General features: G+C 70.1%; 11 protein-coding genes and 2 tRNA genes. 8 read left to right on the top strand and 5 right to left on the bottom strand.

Going from position 1 to position 11,916, the window contains the following annotated elements:
* Positions 1–5 precede the first annotated feature (5 nt).
* Positions 6–1,454: an amidase gene (locus tag ACFXPL_RS00830; protein ID WP_384910644.1), complete on the top strand. Its 1,449-nt coding sequence runs from the start codon at positions 6–8 to the stop codon at positions 1,452–1,454.
* Between the two features lie 125 nt (positions 1,455–1,579).
* Here ACFXPL_RS00830 and ACFXPL_RS00835 read toward each other — a convergent pair whose 3' ends face one another.
* Entirely contained in the window at positions 1,580–2,077 is a 498-nt protein-coding gene (locus tag ACFXPL_RS00835) for a DUF3830 family protein (protein WP_384910249.1), read from the bottom strand.
* Positions 2,078–2,184: 107 nt separating this feature from the next.
* On the opposite strand from ACFXPL_RS00835, the gene ehuB reads away from it, so the two are divergent.
* The 6 genes from ehuB to ACFXPL_RS00865 all read left to right on the top strand — a co-directional run bounded on the left by ehuB (position 2,185) and on the right by ACFXPL_RS00865 (position 6,355).
* Positions 2,185–3,087: an ectoine/hydroxyectoine ABC transporter substrate-binding protein EhuB gene (gene ehuB / locus ACFXPL_RS00840; protein WP_384910253.1), complete on the top strand. Its 903-nt coding sequence runs from the start codon at positions 2,185–2,187 to the stop codon at positions 3,085–3,087.
* Positions 3,084–3,776, top strand: a complete 693-nt coding sequence (gene ehuC, locus ACFXPL_RS00845) for an ectoine/hydroxyectoine ABC transporter permease subunit EhuC (RefSeq protein ID WP_384910256.1) — start codon at positions 3,084–3,086, stop codon at positions 3,774–3,776. Before ehuB ends, ehuC begins: the two co-directional genes overlap by 4 nt.
* A complete protein-coding gene (gene ehuD, locus ACFXPL_RS00850; protein WP_384910259.1) occupies positions 3,773–4,426 on the top strand; it encodes an ectoine/hydroxyectoine ABC transporter permease subunit EhuD in 654 nt (217 codons plus the stop codon). Before ehuC ends, ehuD begins: the two co-directional genes overlap by 4 nt.
* Positions 4,416–5,198 (top strand): ectoine/hydroxyectoine ABC transporter ATP-binding protein EhuA, encoded by a 783-nt coding sequence (gene ehuA / locus ACFXPL_RS00855; RefSeq protein WP_384910262.1) that lies wholly within the window; start codon positions 4,416–4,418, stop codon positions 5,196–5,198. Before ehuD ends, ehuA begins: the two co-directional genes overlap by 11 nt.
* 220 nt (positions 5,199–5,418) lie before the next feature.
* Positions 5,419–6,177: an IclR family transcriptional regulator gene (locus ACFXPL_RS00860; protein WP_384910265.1), complete on the top strand. Its 759-nt coding sequence runs from the start codon at positions 5,419–5,421 to the stop codon at positions 6,175–6,177.
* A gap of 104 nt (positions 6,178–6,281) precedes the next feature.
* Positions 6,282–6,355 (top strand) — tRNA-Lys (locus ACFXPL_RS00865).
* A gap of 154 nt (positions 6,356–6,509) precedes the next feature.
* Here ACFXPL_RS00865 and ACFXPL_RS00870 read toward each other — a convergent pair.
* The 4 genes from ACFXPL_RS00870 to ACFXPL_RS00885 form a co-directional block, all read right to left on the bottom strand.
* A complete protein-coding gene (locus ACFXPL_RS00870) occupies positions 6,510–7,001 on the bottom strand; it encodes a phospholipase (protein ID WP_384910268.1) in 492 nt (163 codons plus the stop codon).
* 272 nt (positions 7,002–7,273) lie between these two features.
* Positions 7,274–7,864 (bottom strand): lytic polysaccharide monooxygenase, encoded by a 591-nt coding sequence (locus tag ACFXPL_RS00875; RefSeq protein ID WP_384910271.1) that lies wholly within the window; start codon positions 7,862–7,864, stop codon positions 7,274–7,276.
* Between the two features lie 165 nt (positions 7,865–8,029).
* Positions 8,030–9,310, bottom strand: a complete 1,281-nt coding sequence (locus ACFXPL_RS00880) for an SPFH domain-containing protein (protein WP_384910274.1) — start codon at positions 9,308–9,310, stop codon at positions 8,030–8,032.
* A 587-nt stretch (positions 9,311–9,897) separates the two neighbouring features.
* On the bottom strand, positions 9,898–11,271 hold the full coding sequence (locus tag ACFXPL_RS00885) for a peptidoglycan-binding protein (RefSeq protein ID WP_384910277.1): 1,374 nt from the start codon (positions 11,269–11,271) through the stop codon (positions 9,898–9,900).
* Between the two features lie 251 nt (positions 11,272–11,522).
* On the opposite strand from ACFXPL_RS00885, the gene ACFXPL_RS00890 reads away from it, so the two are divergent.
* Positions 11,523–11,596: transfer RNA gene (locus ACFXPL_RS00890), tRNA-Lys, on the top strand.
* Positions 11,597–11,916: the final 320 nt, after the last annotated feature.

An 11,916-nucleotide genomic window follows, 5' to 3' on the forward strand; every position in this document is an offset into this window, starting at 1 on the left:
GCCACATGACGAACAGCGGCGCCAGGGATCACACGGCTACGGATCGCACCTTCCTCACCGACCTCACCGCGGACGCGTTGCTGACGGGGTACGCGCGGCGCGACTTCTCCCCCGTCGAGGTGACCCGCGCCGTACTGGACCGGATCGAGGCGGTGCAGCCATTGGTCAACGCGTTCGTACGGGTGGACTCCGAGGCGGCGCTCGCGCAGGCGGCGGCCTCGGCCGAGCGCTGGCGCAGGCAGGAGCCGCAGGGGCTGCTCGACGGGGTGCCGGTCTCGGTGAAGGACCTGTTCCTCCAGCGTGGCGGGCCCACCCTGCGCGGCTCCCGGGCCGTACGGCCGGGGGGCGCGTGGGACGAGGACGCCCCGGCGGTCGCGCGACTGCGGGAGCACGGCGCGGTCCTGGTCGGGAAGACGACGACCCCCGAGTTCGGCTGGAAGGGCGTCACGGACTCGCCGCTGAACGGGGTGACCCGTAACCCGTACGACCTCTCCCGCACCTCCGGCGGGTCGAGCGGCGGCAGCGCGGTGGCGGTGGCGCTGGGCGCGGCGCCGCTCTCCGTCGGTACGGACGGCGGCGGCTCGGTCCGTATCCCGGCGTCCTTCTGCGGGATCTTCGGCCTCAAACCGACGTACGGGCGCGTACCGCTCTATCCGTCCAGCCCCTTCGGCACGCTGGCGCACGCCGGGCCGATGGCCAGGGACGCGGCGGACGCCGCGCTGCTGCTGGACGTGATCAGCGGCGCGGACTCGCGGGACTGGTCGCAGCTCGCCCCGGCGCCGGCCGCGCGCGAGGCGCTGAGCGCGGGCGTGGACGGGGTGAAGGGGCTGCGCGTCGCGTACTCCCCGTCCTTCGGCGGGCAGGTCGCGGTGCGCCCGGCGGTGGCCTCGGCGGTACGGGCGGCGGTGAGCCGGCTCGCGGAGCTGGGCGCGTACATCGAGGAGGCCGATCCGGACATCAGCGATCCGGTGGAGGCGTTCCACACCCTGTGGTTCACGGGGGCGGCCCGGCTGGTGGCACCGTTCGGGAAGAAGCAGCGCGAAGGGCTCGACCCGGGGCTGCGGGAGATCATCGCGGCCGGTGAGCGGCGGAGCGCGCTGGACTATCTGGCGGCGGTGGACGCGCGGATGGAGCTGGGGCGGCGGCTGGGCCGGTTCCACACGTCGTACGACCTGCTGGTCACGCCGACGCTGCCGATCACCGCGTTCGAGGCGGGCGTGGAGACCCCGAGGGGCTCGGGGCAGCGGCGCTGGACGGCGTGGACGCCGTTCACGTACCCGTTCAACCTGACGCAGCAGCCCGCCGCCACGGTGCCGTGCGGGGTGGACGCGGACGGGCTGCCGATCGGGGTGCAGATCGTCGCGGCGCGCCACGCGGACGAGCTGGTGCTGCGCGCGGCGCACGCGCTGTACGAGTCGGGCGCGGCCCGGATCCCGGCGCCCGCCGGGGCCTGAGCACGGGGGCCTGACCACGGGGGCCTGACCACGACGGCGGGGCGCTCCGGTAGCCCGCGCGCCGGGGCCCTCGCTCCGGAGCCCGCGCCTCGGGCCTCGCGCCCCGGCACGCGCCTCCTCGCGCCCTACTCGCGCCGGAAGCTGAGCGTCTCGCCGATGGCCCCCGCCCGCCAGAGGTCCTGGCAGGCGTCGGCCATCCGGTCGAGGCCGTCGACCACCGTGCCCCAGACGATGCCGGGGATCCACCCCATGTCGCCGTTGATCAGCAGGTTGTTGCGCTCGTAGAAGAGGGCGAGATCCACGACCGTGCGGCGGCCCGCGGTGGCCTTCTCCTCGTATCCGTACGACGACGTGCCCAGCTCCGTGTCGGAGAAGGTGAAGTAGCACAGATCTCCGGGGATCGGAGTCACGGTCGGATTTTCGAGGGGTGGCTCCTCGGCGGCGAAGGCCGGAAACAGTGCGTAGATCTCGTTGCGCGCGTACTTCGCGTGGTACACGTCCGAGCCGAGCGGCAGCGCCTCCCACACCGCCGCGCAGGTGACCGGGGCGCGGTCGTCCAGCAGTTTCGCGGTGCAGTGCACGCCGCGCTTGTCCAATGACACGGTGACAAATCGATCGGTCATGTCTTCATCGTCCTCGTCCGGTCCGTCGAGTCAAGGGCACACCAGGTGGGCAAGATCGGCTCAAATTGATATGCATAACCCGGATGGAGTCGGGTAGCCGCGCGCCCATGGCTTCACCACCTGAGAACACCACGGAAAGAGCACCAAATCGGTCCATACGCAGACGCTCCTTGCTTCTGGGTACGGCCGTGCTGGGCGCCGCGGGGGCGCTCGGCGCCGCCGGATGCAGCCGGGTTCCGACAGGAGACACGCTCGCCCGGCTGAAGTCGCAGCGCACGGTGCGGCTCGGTATCGCGGGCGAGGCACCGTACGGGTACGTCAACGACGAGGGTGAATTCACCGGCGAGGCGGTGGAGCTCGCGAAGGTCATCTTCAAGCGGCTCGGCATCGGCTCCGTACAGCCCGTCGCGACCGACTTCTCCTCACTGATACCCGGTCTCAACTCGCAGCAGTTCGATGTCGTTTCGGCCGGAATGTACATCAATGCGGACCGGTGCAAGCAGGTCATCTTCGCCGATCCCGAGTATCAGATGCTGGATTCCTTCATCGTGCGCAAGGGAAATCCGAAGCAACTGCTCTCCTATCAGGACGTGGTGCGCGGCAAGGCGAAACTCGCCACGGGAACCGGCTACGCGGAGATCGATTACGCGATATCCGCCGGTATACCCGAGAAGGAGATCGTCATTCTCCAGGACCCGGTCGCGGGTCTGAACGCCGTCGAATCAGGCCGGGTCGACGTCTTCGCCGGTACGGCGCTGACCGGGCGCGAAGTGGTGAAGAACAGCCGCAAGGCCGAGGCGACCAAGCCGTTCGCGCCGGTCGTGGACGGCGAGAAGAAGGTCGACGGCGGCGGTTTCGCCTTCCGCCCCACCGATTCCGGTCTGCGGGACGCCTTCAACGTCGAGATCCACAAGATGAAGAAGAGCGGCGAACTGTTCCGCATTCTCAAGCCGTTCGGCTTCGCCGAGTCGGAGATGACCACCATGACGGCAGAGGAGCTGTGCGCATGACAGCCGGCCTCTGGACCCACTGGGTGCTTCCCGGTATCTGGATCACCGTTCAGCTCACCCTGTACAGCGCGGCGCTGGCCACCTTCGTGGCATTCGCCGTGGGAATGGCCCGTACGCACCGTTCGCGTACCGTCCGCTTCCTCGCGGGCTTCTACACGGAGATCTTCCGCGGCACCTCGGCGCTGGTGCTGATGTTCTGGCTGTTCTTCGTGATGCCGAGCCTGTTCGGCTGGGCCCTCGTCCCGATGTGGGCGGCGGTGCTGGCCCTGGGCCTGTCGTACGGGGCGTACGGCGCCGAGGTCGTGCGCGGCGCGCTGAACTCCGTGGTGCCCGCGCAGCGCGAGGCGGGTATCGCCCTCAACTTCACGCCGTGGCAGCGCATGCGGCTGATCCTGCTGCCGCAGGCGATACCGGAGATGATCCCGCCGTTCGGCAATCTCCTCGTCGAACTGCTGAAGGGCACGGCGCTGGTGTCGCTGCTCGGAGTGGCCGATGTGTCGTTCGCCGCCTATCTGGTGCGGCTGGCCACGCAGGAGAGCGCGCAGATCTACTCGGTCACCCTGGTCATCTATTTCGTGCTCGCGTTCGTCCTCACACGCGGCATGAAGACGCTTGAGCGGAAGACGAAGGCCGGAATCGGCATCACCATGACACCGGGTACGCCGGGAACACCGGGAGGCACCCGATGAACAGTTGGGACTGGTCCGCCGTCGCGGACTTCATGCCACGTTTCTGGGACGGGCTGCTCCTCACCCTTCAGGTGCTCGTCGTGGGCTCGCTCCTCTCCTTCACCCTCGGTCTGGTCTGGGCGATCGGATTCCGGGCGCCGACGCGTCTCATCCGGTGGCCGGTGCATGTCTTCACCGAATTCATCCGGAACACCCCGCTGCTCGTGCAGCTCTTCTTCTTCTTCTTCGTCCTGCCCGAGTGGGGCGTGCAGTTCTCCGGGCTGACGACCGGCACGCTCGCGATCGGGCTGCATTACTCGACGTACACCGCGCAGGTCTACCGGGCCGGGATCGACGCCGTGCCCGCCGGGCAGTGGGAGGCGGCCACCGCGCTCAGTCTGCCCGTCGGCCGGACGTGGATCTCGGTGATCCTGCCGCAGGCGATCCGGCGCATCGTGCCGGCGCTGGGCAATTACGTCATCTCGATGCTGAAGGACACCCCGCTGCTCGCCGGGATCAGTGTGCTGGAAATGCTCCAGCAGTCCCGGCTGGAGAGCGCTGCCACCTTCCAGTACACCGAGCCGCTGACCGTGGTCGGTGTCGCCTTCATTCTCATCGCCTATCCGGCTTCTCTTCTCCTGCGCACCCTGGAGCGTCGTCTTGTCCGCTGACAGCAACCCCCCGAGCACCGAGGAAACCGCCGCGGACACCGAACTGATCCGCTTCGAGAACGTCACGAAGAGATTCGGGACGAACACCGTCCTGGACGACCTCTGTTTCTCCGTACAGCCGGGAAAACACGTCACCCTGGTCGGCCCTTCCGGATCGGGCAAGACGACGATCCTGCGACTGCTGATGACCCTGGTCAAGCCTGACGAGGGCACCATCACCGTCAACGGCGACAAGCTGTTCCCCGCGAACCAGAAGCACGTGCGCGAGGTGCGGAAGAACATCGGCATGGTCTTCCAGCAGTTCAATCTCTTCCCCAACATGAACGTCCTGCGCAACATCACCGAGGCGCCCGTACGGGTGCTCGGGCTCGGCAAGGACGAGGCCGAGGAGCGCGGCCGTGAACTGCTCGATCTCGTCGGGCTCGGTGACCGCTGCGAGGCGAAGCCGACCCAGCTCTCGGGCGGGCAGCAGCAGCGCGTGGCCATCGCCCGCGCGCTGGCGATGCGGCCGCGGATCCTGCTGCTGGACGAGGTCACCTCGGCGCTCGACCCGGAACTGGTCGCCGGGGTCCTGGACGTGCTGCGGGACATCGCCCGCACCACGGACATCACGATGCTCTGTGTGACGCACGAGATGAACTTCGCCCGGGACATCTCCGACGACGTGATGATGTTCGACGCCGGGAAGGTCATCGAGTCGGGTCCGCCGGAGAAGATCTTCACGGACCCGGAGCACGAGCGTACGCGCGAGTTCCTCGGCGCGGTGCTCTGATTGCGCCCGGCGCACATCCGGACCGCGTCCGGCACGCCCTGACCTGCGCGGCAACCTCACATTCTGTTGAAAACTATCCCTCTGGCATATGCCAGAGTGGCGCGGCCCAGTACAGAGACCTGGGCCGCGCCGAATTCGGTGGTCAACCGCGGCCCTTTTCCCCACCCTTGACGGTTATCGTGGTGGTGAGCTTGCGGTAACAACCTGCCAAGGGGGGACCGTGGTGCTGAAGCCGGAGCCGACCGCGCCGTTCCATTCGGTGCGGTACGTCCTGCGTGTGCTGGAGTCGGTGTCCCGGCACGGCGGCGGCGTGACAGCGGCGCGCATAGCCAGCGAGAGCGGGCTGCCGGCCGGACATCTCGCGCCGCTGCTCGCCATGTTGCGCCGCGAGGGCTACGTGGAGCAGGCGGCGGACGGTGCCTACGTGATCGGCGACTCGCTGACCCTGCTCGGCTCCGGCGCCGACCGGGCACAGGTCCTCGAAACACGGCTCCAGGACACCCTCACCGAGCTGCGCGACGCGATCGGCGCGGCCATTTACGTCAGCCGCTACGTCGACGGCGAGATCAAGATCACCCAGGTCTCCGAAGGCCCCCTCACCCCCGCGGTCAACGAGTACGTGGACTTCCGCACGACGGCTCACGCGAGCGCGATCGGCAAGTGCCTGATGAGCCAGCTCGACCACGGGAGCCGCAAGGAACACCTCGCCCGCCACAAGATCGCGCGGTTCACCTCCCGCACGATCACCAGTGAGCGGCTGCTCCTCTCCCGGCTGGACGGCCATCCGGCCACCGTCCCCGTACTGGACCTCCAGGAGTACGCGGTCGGCACGGTCTGCGCGGCCGTCCCGCTGACGGCCGGCTCCGCGGTCGGGTGCCTCGCCCTCTCCCTCCCGCTCGAACACGCCCACCGGCTGCGCGCGGCGGCGGAGTCGCTGAACCGCGGGGCGACCCCGGTGGCGCTGGCCCTGACGATCTAGGGTCTTCGGTTCGGATCCGGCCGGGCTCGCGTGGCGCCGTACCGCCGGTGGACGCGCTGGTTCCGAGCACCCCCGGGCACCGGGTATTATTTTCGAGTCAGCAGGCGCCGCTAGCTCAGTTGGTTAGAGCAGCTGACTCTTAATCAGCGGGTCCGGGGTTCGAGTCCCTGGCGGCGCACCGACACAGGAAGGCCCCTCGCGCGAGCGGGGGGCCTTCCTCGCGTCCGGATGTGGGGATCAGGCCGCGCGGGACCAGGCTGTCCCGGGATCGGTCCGGGCCGGGATCAGGCCGTCCCAGGATCGGTCCGGGCCGGGATCAGGCCGTCCCGGGATCAGGCCGCGCTCTTCGCGCCTCCGCCCTTCTGTCCGTCCACGCCGAAGATGTCGACCGCGTGGTAGTACGTCCACGCCGTGCCGTCGCAGGACGCCTTCTGCGCGCCCGAGTACGCCGCGCACACCCGCTTCAGGTCCGCGTAGAACGCGGAGTCGAGCCGGGCCTTGTTGGGCTCGAACTGCCCGGCGGCCTTGTAGTTGCGGTAGCCGAAGTCATGGCGGGCGCAGGAGGTCTGGAAGGGGAAGCCGAACGGGTTGTCGGGCGAGGACGAGCAGTAGTCGGTGGACCAGTCGAAGGCGTACGACGACCAGGCGCCCTGGTTGCCGCGGGCGGCGACCCAGGAGTTGTAGCTCGCCGCGCTCTCCTGGGTCCAGCCGCTGAGCACCTGCGGCTTGTCGGCCGGTGCGGCAGTGGCCTGGGTGGCTGTCAGGAGTGCGGTGGGGAGGGCGAGTACGGCTGCTGCGAGCGGAAGTGCCAGACGTCTGCGCATGACGGAAAACCTCCGGGCATATGGGGGGAAGCGCTCCCTGACCGGGGTGACAAGGAGCGCCCACAGCGTGAACTCCGCGGCTGTCGCACGGGTCTACGCGCGATGACCGATGCGGGAATGGTCCCCCAATTCCAGCCATCGGCAAACCCCTTGGGCGCCCTCACATGCCTTGGGAGCGGCGCGAGTTGACGGCCCGTCCGCGCGTGCCCCGCTCAATTCCGGGCCGGCGGCGCCGTACTCCCAAGGCTGTGACGAGGTGACGTTCCGTCAGATCAGAACTGGACGTCGGAGCAGGCGTAGAACGCGTTCGCCGTGTCCGCGACCGTCCAGACCGCCAGGATCATGTGGCGCCCCGACTTCGAGGGGAGCGTGCCCGCGTGCGAAAGCGTGGCGGGCGGCTGCTGGTTGTTGTACGGCACGGTCAGGAACGGCTGGGTGTCCAGCGCCGCGCGGGTGAGCGGCTGTGAAGGGTTCCAGCCGTTCTTGGTGATGTAGTAGCGGAAGTCGGTCGTCGCGTGCCGGGCCGTGAACTGCCAGCGGAAGGTGTGGCTGCTGCCGCTCGTCAGCTTGGTGGTGGGCCACCCCGTACCGCCGCGCGGGTCGTCGAGCTGCGCGAACTGGCTGTTGCCGCCCGAACAGATCTTGCCGTCGGCGGGACCGGCCGCCGGGAAGCCCTTGAGCCCCTCGACGCTCTGCGGTTCCCACTGGATGTTGCCGCAGTTGGCGACGGTCGCGTTGGCGCAGAGCTTCTGGCGGCTGATCGGGGAGTCGGTGTAGCCATGGCTGCTGGCGCTGCCGGTGGCGAGCAGGGAGACGGCGGTGACGGCGAGGCCGACAACGGCCGCGCCCATCTTCTTTCGCATGCTTCGCTCCAGAGAACGTGGGGGAGTTCGGTGAGCCGTACCGCACGCGCGCGCAGTCAAGAACGACTGTTGGTCTGGACCAAGTCCCAGAGTATGGAGGAATTTTGACCGTGTCCATATCAACTCACCAGGCGGTCCAGACCACTTGGGCGGCCCCCGGGGCGCTCACAGCCGCTCCCCGACCCCCTGCCGGCCCGTGTAGAACGCGACGGTGAGGTCCTTCACCAGCGCCTTGCGCTCGTAGTCGTCCAGTTCGACCAGGCCGCGCGTCGTCAGCCGGTGCACCGTGTCGTCCACCGCGTCCACCACCGACGTCAGTACGGAGTCCCGGTGCCTGGCGTCGATCGCGGCGATCCGGCTGCGCTGCATCGCCGCGGCGATCTCCGGCGCGTACTCGATCCGCGTCGGCTGCGCCGAGAAGACCTCGACACCGACGGGCCGGCCTTCCGCCGACAGCATCCGGGTCAGCGCGTTCCCGACCGCCTCCGCGTTGCGCAGGGTCGGCGCCTCTTCGTGGAACGCGTCGGCGGGAAGCTGCGAGAGCACCCGCGCCATCGCCGCCTCGACCTGCTCCCGCAGATACTCCTCGTGGTCCTGGACGCCGAGGGCCGCCCGTACGGTGTCCCGCACCCGCCAGACGACGAGGACGACGACGCGCAGCGCCGTACCGTTCGCGTCGACGGCGGGCATCGGCTCGCTGCGCCAGTGCCGCAGCCGTACGTCCACCCGGCGGCGCAGCAGCAGCGGGCTCACCCAGAGCAGTCCCGTACGGCGCACGCTCCCCCGGTAGTCGCCGAAGAGCGTCAGCACCCACGCCTGGCCGGCCCGGCCGCGGCCGAGCCCGCCGAAGGCGAAGAGCGCGACCGTCACACCGAGCCCGAACAGCGCCCACTCCTCCGCCCTGATGCCGTCGTACGGGAACGGGGGCAGCCGCAGCGCCTCCGTCACCGCGGACGGCAGGACCCCGGCCCACCAGGCCAGGGCCGCGCACCCGAGCAGCGCGGCGAGGCCGATGAGCACGGCGGACCAGCCGGGCAGGGCGGGGCCCGGCCGCTCGGTGAGGTGCGGATCGCCGGACGGCGCTCCCCGTACGGGAACGACGGGCGCGGGCGCCGGAGCGGGCCGGATCCGGCGCTGCTCGCCGGTCCCGAGCCGGCGCCCGACGACGGTGGGCCTGACCGGTCCCCCGGGGGCCGGTGGCGCCTCGGCCTCGTCGCGGAAGAGGAGGTGGACGGGGATCTCGTGGGTGGCCTCGCCGACGATGAGCGGGCTCCAGCGGGGACGGTCGCCGGGGTGCGCGGGGCGCGCGGACCGTACGGAGACCCCGTGGCCCCGGCCGAAGGCGCCGGGCTCCAGGTCGAGCACGGGACGCCCGGCGGGCGGAGCGGCGTCCGCCGGAAGGGACCAGGGCAGGTCGGCGGCGCGGGGCGGGGCAGGCGGGGCCATGGGGGGCGTCGGGGGCGCAGGGGCTGTCGGGGCTGCTGGGGTCGCTGGGGTCGCGTGGGTCTCCGGCGCCGTCGGGGCTGCTGAGGTCATTGGGGTTGCGTGGACCTCCGGAGCCGTCGGTGCTGTCGGGGTCGCTGGGGTTTCCGGTACCTCCAGGGCCGCTGGGGCTGCCGGGACTCCCGGGGGCACGGCGTCCACCGTGCCGGGGGCGGCCTCCACCGCCTCGGAGCCGACGGCGCCCTTGAGCCTCTCCGGCTTCTCGGACTTCTCGAACCTCTCAGGCCCCTCAAGCCTCTCGGGGGCGGGTCCGGGTTCGGGTCCGTCCGCAGCCTCCCCGGAGATCTCCGCCGGCGCGGGAGCCAGCGCATCCGGGCCGCGCTCCTCCCGTACCGGCGCGGGCAGCGGCTCGGATTCGGACGAGGGGGCGGGCGCGGGGTCGGGCGAGGGGGCAGGTGAGGGTTCGGGCGCGGACACGGGCTGAGTCCGGGGCTCGGGACGTACCGTGAACAGCCCTCGCAGGCCGTCCTCGTCGTCGTTCGGTTGCGGGGTGGTCGTCGTCGTCATCGTCACCGTCATCCTCGTGTCCGTCATGCGAAGAGTCGCCGCCAGGTCGCCGGGCCCGGGTAGCCGTCCGCCTCGGCGCCGCGCCAGCCCTGGGCCCGCTGGAACGCCTCGACATTGCGCCGGTCGGCCTCCGTCCACCGCGCCCCGGGGCCCGTGGTGTAGTGCCGGCCGAAGCCCCGCTTCACGAGCTGTTTGCCGAGCCGCAGCACGTACGGGTTGGTCGCGCCGGGCCGGAAGTACGCGCTCCCGGGGAACGCCGTCGCGTGCGGCGCGGTCGGCCGCGCGGGACCGGCCGGCCCGCCCCCGCCCCCGGCCGGGCTCTGACCGCTGGTACCGCCCTTGGCCGGCGCGGGCGGGATGTTCTTCCCGAGGCCCTTCAGCAGATATCGCCAGGTCCCCGCCCCCGGCAGCCCGTCCGCCTCCGCTCCGCGCCAGCCCTGCGCGAGCTGGAACGCCTGGGTGGCCCGCCGGTCCGCCTCGCCCCACTGGGGGCCGGGCCCCTGGCCGTAGAAGCGCTTGCCGCCGCGCTTCACCAGCATCCGGCCGAGCTGGGTGACGTGCTCGTTGTTGGCCCTGGGGCCGAAGGCGCCCGTCCCGGGGTACCCGCCGGACGCGCCGCCCGTGGTCCCCGTACCCGCTGCGTGGCCCTTGCCGTCGGGGCTCTCGATCACGCCCTTGTAGCGGTACGGGATGTAGCGGCCGGAGTTGCTCCAGTACGCCGTGGGCGTGGACCGCAGCCGGGCGTTCGGCTTGGTCTGCTCGTACGCCATGTAGTGGGTGTGCGTGTAGTCGGTCCAGCCGCCGAAGAGCGTGACGTGCGACCCCTTGTTCGGGTCGGCCGGGTTGTGGAAGAGCAGCATGTCGCCCGGTTGCAGTTCTTCGCGCTCGATCCGTACGCCGAACTCCGCGAGGCTGCCCGTCCATTCGTTGCCGGTGAGGTTCCAGGCCATCGAGACGTAGCCGGAGCAGTCCTGGCGGTACCCGTCCGACCAGTACTTCTCCATGCTGTACGGCACCTTGGCGGCCACCCACAGTTTGGCGCGGTTGATGATCTCGGCGCGGGTGGACGTACGCGGCTCCACCGGCGGCCGGCTGGAACCGGGGCCGGGCAGGGGCCGCCCGTGGAGCGGTCCGCTGCCTCCTTGCGGCGTCTCGGGTTCGGGGTCGAAGGCCGCCTGGGCGGCCGTGCCCACGGCGCGCGCCGGCTCCACACCCGCCGCGCCGAGCGCGACCCCGGCGGCGGTCATCAGGACCAGCGCCCGCCGGGCGCCGTGCGCGGCCGGGTGGCCGCCGGACCGTACGGGCAGGCCTTTGGCCAGATCACGCCGCCGCTCGGCGCAACCGGCGCAGGGACAGTCGAGAGCGGGTTCGTACTCCTCGAAGACCGGGACGGTCATGCGATCCCCTCCACACTCATCCTCATCAAGAAACTCTTCGAACTTTTCGGGACTCTTCGGACTCTTCGCACTCACCGAGCCCATCGTTCAAGATCTTTCAGCCCCGTCGCAGGGGCGTCACCATGTCAACTGTCCGGACAAATCGCATTTTGACGGATCGAAGGTAAGAAAAGACAATCCGACAGGCCGCAACAGCCATCAAATGGTCGGAGCCACTCCCCCTCGTCCGGTAGAGTTCTCCAGGTCAGCAGGCGCCGCTAGCTCAGTTGGTTAGAGCAGCTGACTCTTAATCAGCGGGTCCGGGGTTCGAGTCCCTGGCGGCGCACGCACAGTGAAGCCCCCTCACTCCACGTGAGGGGGCTTCACTCATTCCCGCATCGAGCGGCGACTCGCAGAACCCGCCAAACTTGGCGACTGTTCGCCATCGCATCCGTCACACCGAACATATAAATCGCCTGAATGAGCAGCAATCAGCTCTTCTCTGCCTTGCGATCCGGACGATGGTCGGACAACCTATCCTCAACTCATCGCCATCAAAGGAACACGCGATCCGCACAGTTGTGCGTGGCGCGTCGAGTTGTTCCAGCGATGGCGGTGCGGCGGGGCGGGGGCCCGTAGGGATACGGCTTGCGCGGTGCCGCCGGC

This window comes from Streptomyces sp. NPDC059092, assembly GCF_042756365.1.
Taxonomy (GTDB): Bacteria; Actinomycetota; Actinomycetes; order Streptomycetales; family Streptomycetaceae; genus Streptomyces.